The organism is Ditibartonella choladocola, from assembly GCF_002007565.1.
GTDB lineage: Bacteria > Pseudomonadota > Alphaproteobacteria > Rhizobiales > Rhizobiaceae > Bartonella > Bartonella choladocola.
On record NZ_CP015625.1, the window covers coordinates 2,475,001 to 2,496,160 of the forward strand.

General features: G+C 46.3%; 19 protein-coding genes. 12 read left to right on the top strand and 7 right to left on the bottom strand.

The window, feature by feature from the left end; genetic code table 11:
* Window positions 1-471 precede the first annotated feature (471 nt).
* Entirely contained in the window at window positions 472-1,407 is a 936-nt protein-coding gene (locus BBC0122_RS10710) for a zinc ABC transporter substrate-binding protein (protein ID WP_149866696.1), read from the bottom strand.
* 206 nt (window positions 1,408-1,613) lie between these two features.
* Between BBC0122_RS10710 and BBC0122_RS10715 the strand changes: the two genes are divergently transcribed.
* From BBC0122_RS10715 to BBC0122_RS10740, 6 genes are all read left to right on the top strand, one after another.
* A complete protein-coding gene (locus BBC0122_RS10715; protein WP_077993707.1) occupies window positions 1,614-2,402 on the top strand; it encodes an ATP-binding cassette domain-containing protein in 789 nt (262 codons plus the stop codon).
* Window positions 2,395-3,204 carry a metal ABC transporter permease gene (locus BBC0122_RS10720; protein ID WP_077993709.1) on the top strand — a complete coding sequence of 270 codons (810 nt, stop codon included), beginning with the start codon at window positions 2,395-2,397 and terminating at the stop codon, window positions 3,202-3,204. Before BBC0122_RS10715 ends, BBC0122_RS10720 begins: the two co-directional genes overlap by 8 nt.
* Window positions 3,194-3,592 (top strand): Fur family transcriptional regulator, encoded by a 399-nt coding sequence (locus BBC0122_RS10725; RefSeq protein WP_077993711.1) that lies wholly within the window; start codon window positions 3,194-3,196, stop codon window positions 3,590-3,592. Before BBC0122_RS10720 ends, BBC0122_RS10725 begins: the two co-directional genes overlap by 11 nt.
* 86 nt (window positions 3,593-3,678) lie before the next feature.
* A complete protein-coding gene (locus BBC0122_RS10730) occupies window positions 3,679-4,785 on the top strand; it encodes an HlyD family secretion protein (RefSeq protein WP_077993713.1) in 1,107 nt (368 codons plus the stop codon).
* A gap of 7 nt (window positions 4,786-4,792) precedes the next feature.
* The gene (locus tag BBC0122_RS10735; protein ID WP_077993715.1) at window positions 4,793-6,358 is read left to right on the top strand and encodes a DHA2 family efflux MFS transporter permease subunit; all 1,566 of its coding nucleotides are present in this window, start codon (window positions 4,793-4,795) and stop codon (window positions 6,356-6,358) included.
* Window positions 6,359-6,437: 79 nt separating this feature from the next.
* Window positions 6,438-7,601: an iron-containing alcohol dehydrogenase gene (locus BBC0122_RS10740; RefSeq protein WP_077993717.1), complete on the top strand. Its 1,164-nt coding sequence runs from the start codon at window positions 6,438-6,440 to the stop codon at window positions 7,599-7,601.
* Window positions 7,602-8,159: 558 nt separating this feature from the next.
* Here the strand turns inward: BBC0122_RS10740 and BBC0122_RS10750 are convergent.
* The gene (locus BBC0122_RS10750) at window positions 8,160-9,293 is read right to left on the bottom strand and encodes a type III PLP-dependent enzyme (RefSeq protein ID WP_077993721.1); all 1,134 of its coding nucleotides are present in this window, start codon (window positions 9,291-9,293) and stop codon (window positions 8,160-8,162) included.
* A 100-nt stretch (window positions 9,294-9,393) separates the two neighbouring features.
* Window positions 9,394-9,681, bottom strand: a complete 288-nt coding sequence (locus tag BBC0122_RS10755) for a hypothetical protein (RefSeq protein WP_077993723.1) — start codon at window positions 9,679-9,681, stop codon at window positions 9,394-9,396.
* Window positions 9,682-9,985: 304 nt separating this feature from the next.
* On the opposite strand from BBC0122_RS10755, the gene BBC0122_RS10760 reads away from it, so the two are divergent.
* Complete coding sequence (locus BBC0122_RS10760) at window positions 9,986-10,888, top strand: LysR family transcriptional regulator (RefSeq protein ID WP_077994673.1); 903 nt, start codon at window positions 9,986-9,988, stop codon at window positions 10,886-10,888.
* Between the two features lie 401 nt (window positions 10,889-11,289).
* Here BBC0122_RS10760 and BBC0122_RS10765 read toward each other — a convergent pair whose 3' ends face one another.
* Window positions 11,290-11,982 (bottom strand): tellurite resistance TerB family protein, encoded by a 693-nt coding sequence (locus BBC0122_RS10765; RefSeq protein WP_077993725.1) that lies wholly within the window; start codon window positions 11,980-11,982, stop codon window positions 11,290-11,292.
* A gap of 394 nt (window positions 11,983-12,376) precedes the next feature.
* Here BBC0122_RS10765 and BBC0122_RS10770 point away from each other — a divergent pair, with 394 nt between their 5' ends.
* Window positions 12,377-13,015, top strand: coding sequence for a 2-dehydro-3-deoxy-phosphogluconate aldolase (locus tag BBC0122_RS10770; RefSeq protein WP_077993727.1), 639 nt, complete (start codon window positions 12,377-12,379; stop codon window positions 13,013-13,015).
* Between the two features lie 285 nt (window positions 13,016-13,300).
* Here BBC0122_RS10770 and BBC0122_RS10780 read toward each other — a convergent pair whose 3' ends face one another.
* Window positions 13,301-14,131 (bottom strand): ferredoxin--NADP reductase, encoded by an 831-nt coding sequence (locus BBC0122_RS10780; RefSeq protein WP_077993731.1) that lies wholly within the window; start codon window positions 14,129-14,131, stop codon window positions 13,301-13,303.
* 246 nt (window positions 14,132-14,377) lie between these two features.
* Here BBC0122_RS10780 and BBC0122_RS10785 point away from each other — a divergent pair, with 246 nt between their 5' ends.
* Window positions 14,378-15,844 carry a phosphomannomutase gene (locus tag BBC0122_RS10785; protein WP_077993733.1) on the top strand — a complete coding sequence of 489 codons (1,467 nt, stop codon included), beginning with the start codon at window positions 14,378-14,380 and terminating at the stop codon, window positions 15,842-15,844.
* Window positions 15,841-16,128, top strand: coding sequence for a putative quinol monooxygenase (locus tag BBC0122_RS10790; protein WP_077993735.1), 288 nt, complete (start codon window positions 15,841-15,843; stop codon window positions 16,126-16,128). The genes BBC0122_RS10785 and BBC0122_RS10790 overlap by 4 nt, the downstream gene beginning before the upstream one ends.
* 345 nt (window positions 16,129-16,473) lie before the next feature.
* Here the strand turns inward: BBC0122_RS10790 and BBC0122_RS10795 are convergent, their stop codons facing one another.
* The gene (locus tag BBC0122_RS10795) at window positions 16,474-17,850 is read right to left on the bottom strand and encodes a nucleobase:cation symporter-2 family protein (RefSeq protein WP_077993737.1); all 1,377 of its coding nucleotides are present in this window, start codon (window positions 17,848-17,850) and stop codon (window positions 16,474-16,476) included.
* Between the two features lie 322 nt (window positions 17,851-18,172).
* Between BBC0122_RS10795 and cueR the strand changes: the two genes are divergently transcribed.
* Both cueR and BBC0122_RS10805 read left to right on the top strand, forming a co-directional pair.
* Complete coding sequence (gene cueR, locus BBC0122_RS10800) at window positions 18,173-18,574, top strand: Cu(I)-responsive transcriptional regulator (RefSeq protein ID WP_077994674.1); 402 nt, start codon at window positions 18,173-18,175, stop codon at window positions 18,572-18,574.
* 195 nt (window positions 18,575-18,769) lie between these two features.
* Window positions 18,770-19,930 carry an alpha-hydroxy acid oxidase gene (locus BBC0122_RS10805; RefSeq protein WP_077993738.1) on the top strand — a complete coding sequence of 387 codons (1,161 nt, stop codon included), beginning with the start codon at window positions 18,770-18,772 and terminating at the stop codon, window positions 19,928-19,930.
* A gap of 589 nt (window positions 19,931-20,519) precedes the next feature.
* Here the strand turns inward: BBC0122_RS10805 and BBC0122_RS10810 are convergent.
* Window positions 20,520-20,969 (bottom strand): Lrp/AsnC family transcriptional regulator, encoded by a 450-nt coding sequence (locus BBC0122_RS10810; protein ID WP_077993740.1) that lies wholly within the window; start codon window positions 20,967-20,969, stop codon window positions 20,520-20,522.
* Between the last annotated feature and the right edge of the window lie 191 nt (window positions 20,970-21,160).

The following is a 21,160-nucleotide window of genomic DNA, read 5'->3' on the forward strand; positions in this document are numbered from 1 at the left end:
AAAATGCGGATTTCAGGATGAAAAAACGGGATTCATCAAAAAAATATGCCGTTTTTTACAGAATCGGTTTTGTCGACTAACGAATCGCGGGCGAATCTTTCAAGTTGCGAGAACTTACCGGAGAATCTCCTGCCAATATCCGAGCACTTGCCGGAGTATCGCCTGCTGATTCTTACAAGTTTGTTTTCCTCACTTATAAGAGACGCTGATAAAACTTCCGCAATCCGGTTTCAGTTCAGGCATTGGTTATGATTCTTGAAGCATTGTTTGAAATGACATTTTCCGATTCTGGAGCACAATTATGGGCTCTGGAACCGGATTCCGGATATTGACGCATGCCACCGGGATCGGTTCTTTGTTTTTCGATTTATATGTTCGCTTGGCAAAGATTGATTGTGACCTCTGCACCTTTCAAAATGCAGATATGACAATCAGGTTCCATTCGAGAGCCAAAATTTTAATCGTCAAAATTTATTTGCGTGTGAGGCAATTGACCAGATTGTCGGCAAGATTGGCAATCAATTCGGGATAAAGTCCGGCGCCTTCGGGCAAGGACTGTCCGAGAGGATCGAGCATACCGACTTTAGCGGGCGTGTTTTCGATAACGATATCGACCAACTTGTTGGGATATTGGGGTTCGGCGAAAACACAAACAACCTTTTCTTTCAAAATGGTCGTTTTGATTGCACTTATCCGTTGGGCACCAGGTTGACGTTCCGGATCAAGAGCGACAGACCCTATGGCATGAAGGCCGAAGCGGTGTTCAAAATAATGGTAGGCATCGTGAAAAACAATGAAGTTCTCGTCGCTTACCGGTGCAACAGATTGTTTTATGTTCTCTTCGGTTTCGGCAATCACTTTATCATATGCGTTTGCATTATGATGGTAGACTTCGGCATGATCGGGATCTTTCTTTGCCAAAACATCGGCCACATAGGCTAAAACTTTTCGGGCATTTTCCGGATCAAGCCAGAAATGAAAATCCATGGCATGCGCCGTGTCACTCCCGTGATTATGGTCATCACCGTGGTGTTCAAACAAGCCGCCTTCCCTGATTGGAAGGAGTTCAACTCCGGGAGCTTGCGAGAGCGCAATCATCCGGTCTTTCAAACCAAAATTTTCGATGGGCTTGATAAGAAAAAGTTCCATATCGGGGTTGGCGATGAAAATAATATCGGCTTCAGACAATATTTTTGCATCGGAGGGTTTTAACGCATAGCTATGTTCGGAGCCTGACTGTTTCACAATCAAAGCAGGTGTACCCAATTTTCCCATCACGGCAGCAACAAGCGAATGAAGCGGTTTTATGGAAACCACCACTTGCGGCACTGAAGACGCTTGAGCATTTACACCTGAAACGACAGCAAACAGACACGCCGACAATGCATAAAAAAGAGACCGAAACACTATCAAGCTCCGAATGTTACTTTATTACATTACGGTTTTGTATTAAGTCAGCCATTAAAAAAGTACAAGGATTTTGCATATCAAACTTTGGTGTGAAACAGGCTGGGTCAAGGTTATGCGTGTAATTGAATTTTCATCAAAAGATCGGCCGATCATTCAGAAATTGGATGACTGACTGCAAAACCCCGATACCGAAGGATAGAAAAATGGATAAAGAATGGCTGCTATCGCTCAACAAGGCAGGCATCGAAAGAAATGGTCGCTGGCTTGTCCACGACATTGATCTTGATATTTATCGTGGAGAAATTGTCACATTGATCGGTCCGAACGGTTCGGGAAAATCGACAACGGCAAAAATGGCACTGGGAATTTTGAAGCCGTCCGCGGGGACTGTAACCAGAAAAGCAGGCTTGCGCATTGGCTATGTGCCGCAAAGATTGGTAATCGACCCATCTCTGCCTTTGACAGTCCGCCGTTTCCTGACCTTGACGGCCAAACTTGATAAGAAAGGCATAAAATCGGTTTTATCGGAAACCGGTGTTGAAGATTTGGTAAATGCCAATGTTGCCGATTTGTCGGGTGGAGAATTGCAGCGGGTTCTGCTTGCCCGCTCTATTGCAAGAAAGCCTGATCTTCTTGTTCTCGACGAACCGCTACAGGGGGTTGACTATAATGGAGAAACCGAACTTTATGGATTGATTGCAAGTTTGCGCACAAAGCTTGATTGCGGCATTCTTCTTATCTCGCATGATCTTCATATTGTTATGGCAGCGACCGATCGCGTGATTTGTCTGAATGGACATATTTGTTGCAGCGGGGCGCCAACGGAGGTTGCCCAAAGCGAGGCTTACGGGCGTCTTATCGGTGCGATACCGGATAATGGTTTGGCGCTTTATGAGCATCACCATAACCACCGTCATAACATTCATGGTGCAGTTATCAATGCTCCATCGGGAAAGCCAACGAAAAATATCGGAGCCAACGACAATGCTTGACGATTATCTTGTAAGAGCGTTTTTAGCCGGTATCGGCGTGGCATTGATGGCGGGGCCGCTCGGCTGTTTTATCGTCTGGCAAAAGCTTGCCTATTTTGGCGACACGATGGCGCATTCGGCTTTGCTTGGCGTGGCATTTGCCCTGCTTTTCAATATTGATACGGTGCTCGGTGTTTTCCTTGTTGCTGTCATTGTTTCCATTGCACTCTTTATTCTTCAGGCAAGAGAAAAATTGTCGGGAGATTCGCTTTTGGGAATTCTTGCCCATGCAACGCTCGCCATCGGGCTTATCCTGATCGGATTTATGACCTGGACGAATGTCGACATCAACAGTTACCTGTTCGGGGATATTCTGGCAGTTTCACGCACCGATTTACTGACAGTATGGATTGGCTGTGCCTTTATTCTGGTTGTCCTTTTTATTTTATGGCGTCCACTTCTGGCACTGACGATCAATATCGACATGGCAAAAGCCGAAAATATGAAGCCGGAACGCGCCCGCTTCATATTTATGCTGCTTATGGCCATTGTCATTGCTGTTGCCATCAATATTATCGGCATCCTTTTGATAACTGCACTTCTCATTATACCTGCCGCCACTGCCAGACGCTTTTCAACAACCCCTGAACAGATGGCCATTCTTGCCTCTCTGATCGGTATTGTGGGAACGGTTCTCGGCCTCTATGCGTCAATCGGGTTTGACAGCCGTTCCGGCCCCAGCGTTGTCGTTGCACTGTTTATTCTTTTTATTGCAAGCCGGTTGACGAGCGCAGCCATCAAGGAATTTTCCCATGACAAATAAGCTGACGCGCAACCAGATGCTTGTGCTCGCCGTTCTTGAAAACGAACACACACCTTTGAGCGCCTATACAATCCTTGACCGGCTTCGCGACAAGGGGTTTCGCGCGCCTTTACAGGTCTATCGCGCGCTTCATAAACTTGTTTCCGAAAAATTGGTTCACAAGCTTGAAAGTGTCAATGCGTTTATGGCCTGCTTGCACCCTGAATGCCATAAACATGGGCTTACCGTTTTTATCATTTGTGAAAAATGCAGCCACGTTGCAGAGGTAGAAGATCCGACACTTGCCGAAACTATTCTACAAATGACACAAAAAGAAGGCTTTTTACCGGAAACAACCACTATTGAAATCCGCGGTTTGTGCACCAATTGCAACCGCAAGCGGGCTTAAGCGTTGATAGCTCATCCGTTTTATTGACGGTATTGACCGTTTTGGATAAACACCGCATTCCTTCATCAGATCTGGAAGTTTGTACCATGCCAGAATTCTCGAACACCACGCCTAAGACAATGCAGGCCAAACAACGCCCCCACAAGAAAATTGCTATCATCATAGCACTCATCGTTGCTATTGCAGTTTTGTGGCTGGGGTTCAGGTGGCTTACCGAATGGCGTTTTCTTGTCACGACCGACGACGCTTATGTTCAAGGTGACATTGCCTCTATAGCCCCGAAAGTGAACGGTTATATCGACGATATACCGGTTGAAACCAACCATTATGTTAAAAAAGGTGACGTGTTATTCCGTCTGGATGATGGCGATTATAAAATTGCCTATGACGAGGCGGAAGCCAAACTTCAAACGCAAAACCGCACACTTGCACGTATTGAAGCGCAGATTGCCGCTTCAAAAACCTCGCTCGACGAAGCCAATGCGCAAAAGGACGCTGCCAATGCAGTGGCCGTCAACGCCGATATTACATTAAAACGTGCAAAAGAACTGAATGTCGGGAGTTTCGTTGCAAAATCGGCTGTTGATAATGCCCAGTCGGCCTACGATCAGGCCATTGCCAATGTCACGCGCGCCAAGGCGCAAATTGCTGCGGCGGCTGCCAATATTACAGTTCTTGAAGCGCAACATGACGAGGCGGTAAGCGAAACGCGAAGCCTTGAACTGGCACGCGACAAAGCCCGTCGTGACCTTGATTTTACAGTGTTGCGCGCGCCTTTTGACGGCGTTTTGGGAAATCTTGCCGGTAAAAAAGGCGACTATGTCGTCGTTGGTCAACGTCTGGCTGCACTGGTTCCTGTCAATGCCCTTTATATTGATGCCAATTACAAGGAAACCCAACTTCCTTCGATCTATGGTGGTGAAAAAGTGCGCATCTCTGTTGACGGGCTTGATGGTGAAAGCTTTGAGGGTACAGTCGTTTCATTGTCACCTGCATCAGGTGCTGTTTTTTCACTTTTGCCACCGCAAAATGCCACCGGCAATTTTACCAAAATTGTCCAGCGTGTTCCGGTCAGAATTTCGATACCTGAAAATATTCTTGCAACCGGGCGCATTCGCGCCGGCATGAGCGTTGTTGTCAGCGTCGACATGCGCACAAAACCGGAAGGTGCAAAACCCTTGGCAATGAAGTGAGGTTTTGATGACCGCTGCCAGCCTCCCCCACATGGAAGAACATATCGAACCGAAAAAAATCGTGGCCTTTGTGGCTATGGTTTTCGGCATGTTTATGGCTATTCTCGACATCCAGATTGTCTCTGCCTCCTTGTCGGAAATACAGGCAGGACTTTCTGCAAGCTCGGATGAGATAGCCTGGGTGCAAACATCCTATCTCATTGCCGAAGTCATTATGATTCCGTTATCAGGATTTTTGGGCCGGTTGTTGTCAACGCGTGTGCTTTTTACAATTTCGGCAGCCGGTTTCACCATTGCATCCGCCCTTTGTGCAACGGCCGGTTCCATTGAACAGATGATTGCCTACCGTGCGCTTCAGGGCTTTATCGGTGGCGGCATGATTCCAAGTGTGTTCGCCGCCGCCTTTACTATTTTCCCGCCTTCAAAACAGCCGATTGTTTCACCTATTATCGGGCTGGTGGCAACACTTGCCCCCACGATCGGCCCGACGGTCGGCGGTTATCTGAGCCATGCTTTTTCCTGGCATTGGCTGTTTCTTGTCAATGTGCCGTTCGGTATTCTTGTAACCATTGCCTCATGGAAACTTATCGACTTTGATAAAGGTGACAGCTCGCTTTTCCAATCCTTCGACTGGTTCGGTTTAATTACCATGGCGACCTTTCTCGGCTCCCTTGAATATGTGCTTGAAGAAGGCCCCCGTAATGACTGGATGGAAGACGAAATGATCTTCCGTTTTACAATTGTTATGGGCGTTTCTGCCATTCTGTTTTTCTGGCGTGTACTCACAGCAAAAAACCCGATTGTCGATCTCAAGGCCTTTGTAAATCTGAATTTTGCGCTCGGTTCGATCTTTTCTTTCGTTATGGGTATCGGGCTTTACGGGCTTACCTATCTTTACCCGCTCTATCTTGGAGAAATTCGCGGTTATGACGCCTTGATGATCGGCGAGACGATGTTCGTTTCCGGTTTGATGATGTTTTTTTCCGCTCCCCTTGCCGGTTTTCTTTCCACCAAGCTTGACCCGCGTTTAATGATGGGGCTGGGATTTGCCGGTTTTGGCTGGGGCACATGGCTTGTAACCGGAATGACAGCCGACTGGGATTTCTGGGAATTGTTCTGGCCGCAAATTTTGCGCGGCGGCTCGCTCATTTTGTGTATGGTGCCGATCAACAATATCGCACTTGGTACACTTTCCGCCGAAAAACTTAAAAACGCATCCGGTCTTTTCAACCTCACCCGTAATCTCGGTGGAGCGGTGGGGCTTGCAATCATCAATACCATTATTATGCGACGCACAGATTTTCACTATGAGCGACTATCGGAAAGTGTGCAATGGGGAAACCGGCAGGCAGTCAACCTGTTGAACTCTTTGGCGAGCCAACTTGATATGGCAGGCTTGAACCCGAAAGATTCGGCGTTGATGCAACTTTACAATATTGTCCGCCAACAGGCGACAGTAATGGCTTTTATCGACGCTTTCTTCATACTTACCCTTTTATTCGCAATTCTCACACTTCTGGTTTTTGCTGTGAAAAAGCCGAAAACCGTGAGTGGAGCCGTTGGCGGGCATTAACACTCCAAACTTTGAGGAAAAAACACAAAAAACGATTATGGGTTTTGCTTTTTTTACTCTTCTCACGTAAATATAAATAATGACGATTGCAAACGAATGGACATTTCCAACCGATATTTTGTTGGGGCCAAAAAGCCTTGCAGCACTTGGCTCTGTTTTCGAGAAAAACGGCGTCACAGCAATAATGGTTTTGACCGATCGCGGCCTTAGCCAATCTCCAGCGTTAAAAAAACTGCTTAAACGAATAGACAAACTGAAATTGCCTTTCGGCGTTTTTTCTTCACTGGATGGAACAGCAACGCGTGAAACATTGGAATTGACCGTTCGCCTTTATTTGAGTGGCGGTTTTAATGCTATCCTTGCCTTTGGCGGCGGTGCAACAATGGATCTTGCCAAAATGACCCGCCTGTTTTGTGCTCAAGGTGCCAATGTCAAAACACTCGGAAGCCCTTCCCCTTACACACCGCTCCCTCCGCTCATTGCTGTACCGACGCTCGCCGGAAGCGGTGCCGAAATCAGTGACAATGCCTATTTGATTGATAACGCAAACAATAACAGTTTTAGATTTTATGACAAACGTCTGACACCGACATGTGTCATTGCCGATCCGGTTTTGACAGGAACTGCTCCGGCAAGCTTCATTGCGGGAGCCGCCATGAATGCACTGACGAATGCGATTGATAGCTGGTGCATCCCCTCATTCAATCCGGTTTCGGATGCCCTCGCACTCGAAACAGTCCGTCTCGTCTTTAATCATTTGCCGAAAGCGGTAAGCGACCCCTCGAATAATGAAGCGCAAATTGCCCTGTTGTCGGCTTCGCTTACCGGTGCGCTTGCAGCAAAAAAGGGGTCAGGCATTACCAGTGCTCTCGCGCGTTCAATAGGTAACCGTTATCAAACCCATTTCGGCATGACAGCAGGTGTGCTTTTGCCCTATGTCATTGCCTATAACCAATCGGCAGTGGGAACCAGAATTTCAACGCTTGCCGAACGCCTTAATATAAAGGGCGGTTTTAACGGCTTTGTTCGCCACCTTCTGTCCTTGAGAAAATCTGCCAATATCCCGACAAAATTGGCAGGCTTGACAAAAGACCAGAAAATCAAGGCAAAAGACAAAGCATTGATTGAAAGTGTCGCGGTAGAAGATCAAGGGTCTGATGAACCACTTTTCCGCCTGACGAAAAAAGCAGCACTTGCCATTGTGAACGCAGCAATTGCCGGAAAGATGAACCGCAAGAAATAACAAATCCTGACTGTTTTTTCCCTTCCGCTTGCACCATGGGACAAACAGTTATTCGGGTTTCCGGTTGAAACTCACGGCTTTCACCGAACGGTATGCGCAAAAAAGAATCATTATTTTTTAAAGTCGCGAATTTTGAAGCTTTACATGCGATTTTCGTAAGTTTTGAAAAAAACAGCTTTTATCCTGTTCGGCCTTCCGATTTTTTAAAACAAATCCCGATAAAATTTAAATCACCTCCGGATAAAGGTGCTGTTGCATTTTTTAAAATGCGGCTCAAACGGTGAAAATAGCTGATGAACAACAATGTCTTCCACTTTATTCGACCTTATAAAGTCCCGTTGCAAATAAATTCACGCGATGAAAAAAGCTGGCGGAAGGTAAAAAAAGAGAAGAAAAATATTTGTGGCGGGGAAGATATTTTGGCCTGACTGACAACATTATTTGAACCCTCTACCACTATGAACAAGCACAATTCAAAGCAAATAAAAACGCCCGTAGAAAACTACGGGCGCCAATTGTTGCTTATTCGGATCTTCTCTTATCCAGCGGCATTGCCGGTCAGATAACATAAGAGCGGATCGGCTCGAAACCGTTAAAAGCTACAGAAGCATAGGTCGTTGTATAAGCACCGGTTCCTTCAATAAGGATTTCATCACCGACGGTAAGTGAAATCGGCAAAGGATAAGGTGTTTTTTCATACATCACATCGGCTGAATCGCAGGTTGGTCCGGCAAGCACACAAGGCACTTTTTCATCACTATCCTTTGCTGTTTCAATCGGATAGCGAATGGCTTCATCCATTGTCTCGGCAAGGCCGTTGAATTTGCCGACATCCAGATAAACCCAACGCAATTTGTCATTTTCCGATTTTTTTGAAACCAGCACAACTTCAGAGCGGATAACACCGGCATTGCCGACCATACCGCGTCCCGGTTCGATGATTGTTTCGGGAATACGATTGCCGAAATGTTTTGAAAGGCTATCAAAAATTGCCATGCCATAAGCTTGTGCCGAAGGCACATCTTTCAAATAGCGTGTCGGGAAACCACCGCCCATATTGACGAGTTTCAATATAATGCCTTCCTTGGCCAATGTTCTGAAAACTTTGGACGCATCCGACAAAGCACGATCCCAAGCCTTCAGATTTGTCTGCTGTGAACCGACATGGAAAGAAACACCATAAGCATGCAACCCCAATTCATGGGCACGACGCAAAACCGTAACAGCCATTTCCGGCACACAACCGAATTTGCGTGAAAGCGGCCATTCGGCTCCTTCACCATCTGTCAAAACGCGGCAGAAAACACGCGCACCGGGGGCAGCACGGGCGACTTTTTCAACTTCCTCGACACAGTCGACTGCATAAAGTGAAACACCCAATTCATAAGCGCGGGCAATATCGCGCTCTTTCTTGATGGTGTTACCGAAAGAAATCCGATCCGGTGTTGCGCCGGCATCAAGAACCATTTCGATTTCGGCGACAGTGGCTGTATCGAAAGACGAACCAAGCGACACCAGCAAACGTAGAATTTCCGGTGCCGGATTAGCTTTTACTGCATAAAAAATGCGTGATTGGGGAAGTGCTTTGACAAAGCCTTCATAGTTTTCACGCACCACATCAAGATCCAGAATCATGCACGGGCCTTCAGGGCGTCGTGTTGCGAGGAAATCACGAATACGTTGAGTTGCCATTTCGGTTCTCCTTAGGAAACCCTTCGGGTTCCCTACATCTTGCTTCTCGTGACATCAGCCACGATCAGCCCATGGACAAAGTGCAAGGTCTATATTCGTTTCAACCGGTTATTGGAGGTACCGGAAAAAACTCTATAAAACTTGCGGCGATGGAACAGCGCGCTAACGCATTGCTCCGCTTTGTCTGCCTTTTGATTGGAATAACGAAAACCGCATCCGCACGGAAGGCAATGAGGTGTGCCTCTTCAGTAATTTCGACTTTTGGACAGCCGAAAGACACCAGAAAGGCCCGCACCGTCGTTGCTTCAAGATGTCCCCATTCTTCCGGTTGGCCGTAAGAATGACTGGAGCGGTTAGGTCCAGGTACCGTACCGGTTTTTCTCACCATTCGAGGACCGGCGGACACCCACAGGCACGTGCGACTTTGGGCAAAAACGCATATAAGCGTAACCGTGTCGCCTTTCAATATTTTTTTTAACCTTCAGACAATTTTATTTAGCCACGTGGCAATAATGCACAATTGTTTATTCTTGAAGCCGCCCCACCCTGTGTTGAAAGAAAATTGGGACTTTTCAGAATAGAAAACCGACAGCCGTTTTATAAGTTCGGTATTTTTGTTATTTAAATATAAAACGTGTTTATTGAATAAAATGGCATTTAACGGGTGCTTTTCACGCGAAGGGATGAAACTCTTGGGATTGTTAACGAAAATAAGGGGTTTTATCGAAGTTGTTGAAGCTGGCGGTTTTTCTGCCGCTGCCCGCAAGACCCACAAATCAAAAGCTCTCCTTTCAAAACATGTTCATGAACTTGAAGATGAATTGGGCGCTGTCCTTTTAAACCGGACAACCCGCCAATTATCTTTGACAGAAGCGGGCCACGCTTATTATCTGCGTGCTCTTGAGATCATCAAGGAACTCGACGACCTCAATGACACAATTACACGCTCCAATAAAACCACTCACGGACGCATCAAAATCGGTACATCACGCACCTTTGCCGATGCGCCGATAGGTCAATCTCTTATCGATTTTCTATCGACTTATAAGGACATCCACCTCGACATCAGTCTTGATGACCGGTTTGTCGATATGGTCAATGAAGGTTTCGATCTTGCTATCCGCATTACCGACATGCAGGACTCCTCCCTCATTCAACGCAAACTTATGGACATCCATTCGGTTATTGTTGCTTCTCCCGAACTCCTGAAGGCGACAAACGTTCCAAAATTGCCGCGTGATCTTAAAACACTTCCCTGTCTTGTCGACCGGAACAGCGTGAATTCCGACCATTGGGTATTCAAGGATAAAGAAGGCAGCACCTTTTCGGTTGCCGTTTCCGGACGCATGGCGGTAAACGGTCCGGTCATTATAAAGCGGGCTGCCATTGCCGGCATAGGCTTTGCCAAAATTCCGCGTTTTATAGCCGAAGAAGAGTTGCGTGATGGTCTTATCAAAACCGTTCTTGACGATTTTATACCGGACGGAGCCGGCCTTTATGTGGTTTATCCGCAAAAGCGTTATTTACCGGCAAAAGTGCGCATGTTTATCGACTATCTGGTTCAATGGTTCAAAACCTATGAACAAAAACTGTAAGCAAAACAAAAAATCCGGTTTCCCTTCTGTTACAGTTTTTTTCTTGGTGAAGGGCTAACCGGAACCGGAATCACGATCAAAAACCGGACCAACCCGATCAAAGCAAGCCAAACAATAAGCCATCCGGCTTGTTACCGGTTGCCACCATTTCCACCGCCGGACGGAACGCAACTGCCAAAGCCCGTTATTGCCAAGCCCCTTAAAGAAGAAACTTTGTCAAAGCCGTTCAATTGCAGTTTAAGACTCGACTTAAAAACCCCGTAATAATGTTGGAAGCCCTGACTACCGAACAGAAGCCAAAGCGTTTTCCACTTTTCGGAGTGGTTCGTTTTGCTTATTTGCAGTGGCTTGCTTTGAAATGGCTTGATTAAGCCAATTCCGGAACGATCATCCGGATGGGATTATCGTAAAAAGCTGACAATTGCCTGTTCTATATGTTGTTCAAGATCTTTTGGCAGTCCGAGTTTATCCATAAGATTATCAAGATATTGGCGATTATCCGGCTTATCCGGATCAAGTGTCATACGGGAAGCCACATAAAGTTCGGTTTTTTGTTCGTCTGTATTCACATTGCTGACGAGATTGTCGAGATCAACCGGCTTGTTCAATTCATCCATCAAAAAGGAAGCCGTTTTCTGGTCAATTCCGGAACTTGCAATCTTGTTTTGTATCAGCTCGCGCTCCTTGTCATCGACATGGCCGTCGGCTTTGGCAGCCGTTATCATTGCCCGAACCAATGTCAGGGCAAAATCGCCATTATGGTCGGCACCGGTTTGACCGATTTCTGTCATATCAACTTTGGAATTGGCATTGGCATCATGTTTTTCGAAGTTTTTCAATGCATTGAAGGCAACACTGGCAATCGCCGCCAAGCCGCCGCCTTTTATCAAACCTTCAAGAATATTGCCCTTTTCATTTCCGCCAAATAGTCCGCCCAAGAGATCGACGACCGAAAAGGTCGAAGATGGTGCGGAAGAAGCCGGTTTGTTTGCACTGTCTTTGGAAGCGGTATTGTCAGGGGAAGCGGTATTGTCAGGGGAAGCGGTATTGTCAAACTTCAGCAAATCCGAAAAAATCTGTTTAGGGTCAATCATTGTCGTCTCCGTTTCGTGAAACTCCCGCTTCTTTGAAAAAGTTAGATAGCGCCCGCTCGCCCCATTACAAGCTCGAAGAGAAAACGGGCGTCAGCAATTTCTGCGAACCTTTTTGGGCAGAAGGTGATTTTATTTTGAGGTTTCGGGATGAATGGCCTTTTGCAATCGGCTGATATATTCGCAACTATCCAGCTTTTCGGGAACTCGATCGTTTCAATCTGCTGTTTTTACGTGTTCATCCGAATTCACGTTTTTTTCCGGTATTGCGTTAAACTCCGGTATCACTTTAACTTTAAGTATTTTTGACAAAGCCGACAGGAAACTTGTCCGAACACTCTTTTCTAAAGCTTGGCTTACGCTTATAAGAATTAAAAAAGCTTTTTGGAGAACGATAATGTCTCAGAAGACCGAACGTCTTTTACCTATTCTGCTCGGACAAAGTGTTATTCCGGTTCTTGTTATTGAACGATTGGGAGATGCGGTGCCGGTTGCACGTGCCCTTGTTGAAGGGGGGCTGAAAGCTATCGAAATCACATTGCGCACCCCCGCAGCGCTTGATGCCATCCATGCGGTTTCGGAAGATGTGCCTGATGCCATTGTCGGAGCCGGTACGATTTTGAACGGCGACCAATATGTATCGGCTGAAGGTGCGGGGGCAAAATTTATTGTCAGCCCCGGACTGACCGGCGAACTCATCGACGCTGCCGAGGATAGCGATGTACCGCTTCTTCCCGGAGCAATCACGCCAAGTGAATTGATGGGTGCACTCGAAGAAGGCTACCAATGTTTGAAATTTTTCCCGGCAACGGCGGCCGGCGGCATTGATTTTGTCAAATCGCTGGCTTCCCCTTTTGCCGAGGTCAAATTTTGCCCGACGGGCGGTATTTCGCAAAATAACGCCGCCGATTGGCTGAAATTGCCCAATGTCGTTTGTATTGGCGGCTCATGGGTTGCACCGAAAAAACTGATTGATGCCGGTGATTTTAAAGCCATTACCGAACTTGCGAGAAACGCAACAAAATTGACTGCCTGAAAAACCGGTAGGCAAACAACCGCCCAAGCTCATTGGAATATAAAGGCTTGGCAAAGAAATAGGAAAACCTGCCAAAGCGGGCGGAATTGCTAATAAACAGGAAGCCTCGGAGCCTTTAAAACTTTAAAGCCCTTGAGCCCTTGAGCCCTTAAGCCCTTGAGCCCTTGAGCCCTTGAGCCCTTGAGCCCTTGAGCCCTTGAGCCCTTGAGCCCTTGAGCCCTTGAGCCCTTGAGCCCTTGAGCCCTTGAGCCCTTGAGCCTGTCCAAAAACAGTTTTACTCTTTTGTCAATCGACAAAAGCGCGTTCAACCACATAAGTAGCGGGGGCGTTATTTGCGCCTTCGACAAGGCCGAAATCACGACACATAGCAGCACAATCTTTGAGCATTGCCATGGAACCGCAAATCATCGCGCGATCGGTTTCCGGATCAAGTTTTTTCAAACCGGTCCGTTTAAAAAATTCGCCACTGCGCATTGTGTCGGTAATTCGCCCCATATGCTCGGATTGCTCCCGTGTGGTCATCGGATAGAATTTCAACTGATCTGAAAATTCGCCAATGAGAGGATCATTTTTAAGTTCCGCAACAAGTTCGCGCGCATAGTCGAGTTCGGCAACAAGCCGCGTTGTCTGGATCAGAATAACTTCTTCAAATTTTTCATAAGTTTCCGGATCACGAACAAGGCTTGCAAAAGGTGCAACACCTGTTCCAGTCGAAAAGAGATAAAGCCGCTTACCCGGCAAAAGCGCATCCAGCACCAGAGTGCCGGTGGCTTTTTTGCGCATCAGCACCGTGTCGCCCACTTTGATTTTTTGCAAATGTTCGGTCAAAGGGCCATTCGGAACTTTGATGGAGAAAAACTCCAATTGCTCGCTCCAGAACGGGCTTGCAATGGAATAGGCGCGAAAAACCGGCTTTTCGGCATTGGGTAGGCCGATCATCACAAACTCGCCCGAACGAAAACGGAAACTGTCCGGCCGGTTCAGGCGGAAACGGAAAAGCCTATCAGTATAATGTTTGACATCCTGCACAGTTAAAGCAAAAACATTTGCCGGTATCGGAAATGAAGACGGCGTGGCAGTCGCATTCGGGGCTGCATTGTCGACAGGCGTTGTCATCGAAATTCTTCCTTAATAAACTTTAGCAGATAAACTTGACAAATTCATGCATGATATAATGCCAAACGGTTGATCTGCCAACATCATAAAGCGAAGTTTCTTTATAATAACAAAATTGTTTTCGTCAAATGACAGTTGTAGATAGTCCGTTGTCTATGCAAAATAATTGCTTCAAAGCCGATAGACAAAACAGCTATTGTGACCACATATAGACAATCGGAAGGCCGTTCGGGAACAAACCACATCATGACAGAACAACTCAAATTCGGAACAAGCGGCTTGCGCGGTCTGGTGAGCGATTTAACCGATGATATTATTATGCGCTACACTTGCGGCTTCTTGCGACATTTGGAACAAATTGGCAAGATCAACAAAGATACAAGTGTTGTTGTCGGCCATGATCTGCGTTCATCAAGCCCGCATATCAAAAACGTTGTCATTAAAACAATCGAAGATCAGGGTTTTTCTGTTATCAATGCCGGTGAAGTGCCAACCCCTGCCCTCGCGCTTTATTCACTCAATTCTCGCTCTCCGGCAATTATGGTTACAGGAAGCCACATTCCCGACGACCGCAACGGGCTAAAATTTTACCGCCCCGATGGAGAAATAACCAAGCAGGACGAGCGAGCTATTGTCAGCGAACTTGATAAATCGGCAAAAGATGAAAAAGGTGGACTTTCAGAAAATAATACGCCCTTTCACCTTGCCGAAAACTATCAATCCCCTCCCGTTGTTCCGGATGTTCTTGAACTTTATCGGAAACGCTGTCTTTCCATTTTGCCGAAATCGGCACTTCAGGACATGAAAATCGGCGTCTATCAGCACAGTTCCATTGTGCGCGATTTTCTCGTCGAAGTTTTATCAGCTCTCGGCGCAAAGACGGTTGCAATCGGGCGGGCCGACCATTTTGTTCCGGTCGATACCGAAGCATTACGCGATTTCGACCGCAAGCTTGCTCTTGATGCCGTTCGCCAATACGGGCTTGATGCACTGGTGTCGACCGATGGTGACGCAGACCGGCCGTTAATTGCCGGTTCTGACGGAATATTTCTGAAAGGTGATGTGGTCGGAATGCTCACAGCAAAATATCTTTTTGCCGATGCTGTCGTCACCCCTGTCACCTCCACCTCGGCGGTCGAGACAAGCCATTTTTTCGAGCATGTTTACCGCACCTCCGTCGGCTCCCCCTATGTTATTGCCGGCATGAAACAGGCGTTAAGCGATGGCTATCATACGATTGTCGGTTTTGAAGCCAATGGCGGCGTTCTTCTGGGAAGCGATATTTCGAGTGAGACCTGCGAATTGAAGAAATTGCCAACACGCGATGCAATGCTCCCCATTCTGGCTTTGTTAGGATTTGCACAATTGCGCGGCTCCTCCGTTCAGGCACTTTCGAGCGGACTTCCCAAACGTTTTACTGCCAGCAACCGGCTTTCCAATATCAATATGGATAATGCCCGAAAGGCTCTCCATAATCTTGAAGATGCTGCAACACGTGTGCATTTTTTCCATCCGCTCGGAAATATCAAACATTGGGATATGATTGACGGTTTGCGTGTCATCATGGAAAATGGTGATATTGTGCATTTCCGCCTTTCCGGCAATGCGCCGGAATTGCGGTGTTATAGCGAAGCGGCCTCGCAAAAACAGGCCGACAAGCTTCTCGAATGGGGGCTTGAAAATATTGCTCGAACCTTGGAGAAAGCATCATGATAAAGGTTATTGCGCATTTCTATATCAAGCCCGAATTTGTTGAAAAGACCGAAAGTCTATTCAAAGAACTCGTTGAAAAATCCCGTAAAGAAAAAGGCTGCATTTCCTACGAACTGTTTGAAGTTGAAGGCGATACCGGTCACATGGTTTTCATTGAAACCTGGAAAGACAAAAGCGCTCTTGATGCACACAGCAAAACCGAACATTTTGTTCGCATCATCGATGAATTGACAAAGATGAGCTACAAGGATTTTCTCGTTAGTGTCATGACACAGAAGCTTTGACACACAAACTATAGCTTTTTCAAAGACAAAAGCAGCATTTGCAAATCTCGTGCTTATGCTGCTTTTTCTTTATTCTTAAACTTTAATTCAGTCGCTCTTCGACAAGCACAGGGAGCGACTATTTCATGCGTTTGTGCAGGTATTGAGTCAATTCTCCTTAGCCGGGATGTGGTCAACCGGCAGTCAATTGAACATATTTCAACCTTCCATCTCACGAGCTTCCCTCCACATTCGCGCGAAAATTATTGTCGTTTCAAAATTATTCGGCCTTCAAAACTCTTCCGGCTTCAAAATTATTCGGGCTTCAAACCGGCTTTTCACATGCCCGTTTATTGAAAGAAAATTCTATTCTTCGTCGACTTGTTGCTGTTCGGGCAAAAGCAGATTGAGGATGATTGCCGTAATCCCGCCGGCAGCAAGTCCCGATTTCATAATATCGGCGATAAAAGCCGGAAGATGACTTACAAAAGCCGGTACTTGCGGCACGCCGACACCAACACTCAAAGCAATTGCAATGATAAGAAGTGCCCGCCGGTCAAGCTTGATTGAGGAAAGGATATTGATTCCGGATGCGGCAACCGAGCCGAACATTATCATGGCAGCACCCCCTAGAACCGGTTCCGGCATTGCCTGTATGAGGGCGGCAATTTTCGGAAAAAGACCAAGGACAACAAGAATAGCCGCAATCCACAAGCCGACATAGCGGCTTGCAACGCCGGTCAACTGGATAATGCCGTTATTTTGCGCAAAGACCGAACTTGGAAATGTATTGAAGAAACCGGCAAGAAGAGAATTGGCACCATTGACAAGCACACCACCCTTTATTCTCTTCATCCATAATGGCCCCGAAACCGGCTCGCTTGAAATTTTGCTTGTTGCTGTGATGTCGCCAACCGCTTCAAGAGAAGTGACAAGATAGATCATGATGAGCGGAATAAACAGCGACCACGAAAATGATAATCCGAAATGAAGTGGCCTTGGCAAAGCGAAAAGTGCGGAATGTTCAAAACCGGAAAAATCGAGTCTGCCCATAAAGCCCGCCATGACATAACCGACAGCAAGGGCAAGAATAATGGCACTGGAGCGCACCCACGTAATCGTCACACGGTTTAAAAGAATGATAAGAGCAAAGACTGTGCATGACAAAGCGAGATTTTGTAAACTGGCAAAACTTCCCCCCTCGCCCAACGATGCATAACCGCCGCCCATACTGACAAGCCCCTCTTTAATCAGGGTAAGGCCGATCAACAACACCACAATGCCGGTGACAAGCGGGGTAATCATACGGCTAATAAAGGGAAGAATGCGCGAAACCGACATTTCAATAAATGAACCGGCAATCACCACACCGAAGACGGCCGACATCACCTCGTTTGCCGGAATACCGCTTGCAACCATGGCAGCAGAACCGGCTGAAAGCGGCCCGACAAAATTGAAACTGGTTCCTTGCACAATCAGCAATCCGGCACCGAAGGGGCCGATTTTTTTACATTGTACAAAAGTCGCAACGCCGGAAATGATTAGCGACATGGATAAAACCATGGCTGTATCTTCCGGCGACACACCGGCAGCGCTGCAAATGATAAATCCCGGCGTAATGATCGGCACGATAATTGCCAATAAATGTTGGAGAGCGGCAAGAAACGCGACAGGTGCATGCGGGTGGTCATTGATCTCGAAAACGAGATCACCCGATTTTTTATGCGTTTTATAGGTCTCCATCGGCTTTCTCCATCAGCACAACATGATGCGTGAAAATTGAAGGGAAATTTTCAAGTTAACGTTCTAGTTGAGGATTGATAAAGAAAGGTCAAGTCTATTCGACTGTGCGCGGCATTTATCCACCAGCAAGCAAGGCCATTTCAATATATAATTCTTATAACAATCCCGCGATGATACGAATCTCTCTCAAGATTTGAGCGGCCGCTTCTTGCAAGAACACATCTTGTTGGCTTTAAAACAACAATTATATGCAATAACGCCATTGAACAAAAAACAGAAAACCGGAAACGCGTTTCTATAAAATCCGGATTGGATGAAAAAAATGAATATTGGTGAAGCAGCAAAACAATCGGGTCTTAGTGCAAAAATGATCCGCCATTATGAGGAAACCGGACTTATTTCACCAGCCCATCGGAGCGAAAACGGCTATCGCGTTTATACTGATGACGATATTCAAACCTTGCGCTTCATCCGCCGCTCAAGACTGCTCGGTTTTTCTTCCGAAGATATTCGCGTTCTCCTCGGATTATGGAAAGATCATAGCCGTGCCTCCAGCGAGGTTAAAAAACTCGCCCTTTCGCATATCAAAACGCTGCAGGAAAAAATGGATTCTTTACAGGTGATGATTAATACACTCGACCACCTTGTCCATCACTGCCATGGTGATGACAGGCCGGACTGCCCGATTCTTGAAGATCTTGCAGGATCCCGTCATTGTCATTAACCAAAATAGTCGTTATATTTTTAAAAAAACTCACTTTCGGCAAATCCGATCATGTTATTTTCAACGCGGCAAATCTTGTAAAGCTTAAAAAAATACCATGCTTTTTTGTCACAATTTAGCGATTTGAAAAAAAGCACTTTTTATTGTGCGAGAAGAATACTACACATAAGATAATAAGAATAAACGGGATTTGAAATGCGTAAAATACTTGAGATCAACGATCTTAAAAAACTTGCCAAACGTCGCGTACCCAAGATGTTTTTTGACTATGCCGATTCCGGAGCATGGACAGAAAGCACTTATCGCGCCAATGAAGAAGACTTCAAAAAAATAAAGCTGCGCCAACGTGTTCTGGTCGATATGACCAATCGTTCGCTTGAAAGCGAAATGATCGGCCAGAAAGTTTCTATGCCGGTTGCTTTGTCACCCACCGGTTTGACAGGAATGCAACATGCCAATGGTGAAATGTTGGCAGCGCAAGCTGCCGAAGAATTCGGCGTGCCTTTCACATTGTCGACAATGAGCATTTGCTCGATTGAAGATGTTGCATCGGTAACCAAAAAACCGTTCTGGTTCCAGCTTTATGTGATGAAAGATCGCGACTTTATCGCCGACCTTATCAATCGTGCAAAAGCGGCCAAATGCGGTGCATTGGTTTTAACGCTCGATTTGCAGATTTTAGGACAACGCCATAAAGATTTGCGCAACAACCTGTCTGCCCCGCCAAAATTCACTTTGAAAAATCTCTGGCAAATGATGACATGCCCGAAATGGTGCATGGACATGTTGCAGACCGATAAAAGAACATTCCGCAATATTGCAGGACACGCCAAAAACGTAACGGATTTGTCTTCGTTGAGTTTGTGGACGGCCTCGCAATTCGACCCGAAGCTTAATTGGAACGATGTCGAATGGATCAAGAAAATCTGGGGTGGCAAGCTCATCCTGAAAGGTATTCTTGATGTTGAAGACGCCAAAATGGCTGTCAAAACCGGTGCCGATGCCATTCTGGTTTCAAACCACGGTGGCCGCCAGCTTGACGGTGCTCCTTCAACCATTTCTGTTTTGCCTGAAATTGTTGATGCTGTCGGAGATATGATAGAAATCCATCTCGATGGTGGTATTCGTTCCGGTCAGGATGTGTTGAAGGCCTTGGCACTGGGAGCTAAAGGCACATTTATCGGTCGTCCGTTCCTCTACGGGCTTGGTGCTTTGGGTAAACCCGGCGTCACCAAAGCCTTGGAAATTATCCGTAACGAGCTTGATATTTCAATGGCACTTTGCGGCAAGAAGAAAATTGCCGACCTCACCCATGATGTTCTTTATGATTTCAGGCCTTCAAAACCGAAACGCTGAAAGAACAACATAATGGACTATTGGATAAGCCGGGCAAAATGCCCGGCTTTTTCAATGCTTCTGCTTTTTTAACGGCAATTTTTTAAAACGCGATTTTTCTTGGACTTCAAAAAACCGATAAAAAGCAACGATTGAAAAGAATAAAAAGTCCGGCACTAAAAACGGGCGGCTTTCAGAGAACACACATCAAAAACCACCTTTGAACCAACCGATAATCACCTTTGTTTTCGCATTTTTCTAGCTGACGGAACAACGCTTTTTGCCAAGCTGAAGGTTCCATATCAGGCTGAAGGCTCCTTGTTAAGTGTCCCCGATTTTATCATTATTTTGCTTTGTCAAAGCCGGATTATCTAACGGTGTTTGTGGCAAGCGGATTTCAAAAAATATAAAACAACTCGCCCATGTTATCGAGCATCTTTCATGACCTTTTGTGCCGGATGTTTGGCCCAAGACCCACAAGGTCAATTCGAGAAAAACAGGCCGGTTTTTGAAGGATTAAAAAAGGCGCTGCGGTGATAAATATCGATTGTCATCGAACAAACGCCGGTATTTGTCAAAAGCCAATGGACATAAAAATGCACCGAAATTCTCACCGCTGCATCAGAACAGAGCGGATGGAAAAGGCCGAATGGATGCGCGCAACACCGGGAAGACGTGATAATATTTCCTTGTGAATGGTTTCATAAGCGGCGGCATTTTCTGCTTCCGCTCGCAACCAATAATCTGCATCCCCCGTCATCAAATAACATTCCTTGATTTCCGGATGGCGGCGCACAGCCGCCTCGAAGCGGTTCAAATATTCTTCCGTCTGTTTTTCAAGTGTAATCTGGATAATGGCAATCAGCCGGTCTTCTCCTTCGACACTTCCTAATATGGCGGTAAACCCGCGAATAACACCGCTTTCTTCCAATAATTTTACACGTCTCAAACATGCCGAGGGGGAAAGCCCCACTTCGGCAGCGAGATTTGCATTGGTCATGCGACCGTCGCGGCGCAACAGGCGGATGATATTACGATCTATTGCATCAAGATTTTGCATAATATTTCAATTTTTCGGATTTACGCTCAATATTCGACGATAAATATCTATAATATTTCAAAAATAGATACAACATTCAAATGCTCTTCACATATGATAGACAACCTGAAATGGCAAAAAGCCACGGGAACAAGCTTAAGGGAACCAATGCAGGCATCCGGATTGGCAACCGGATTTATCTGGGAAATAAT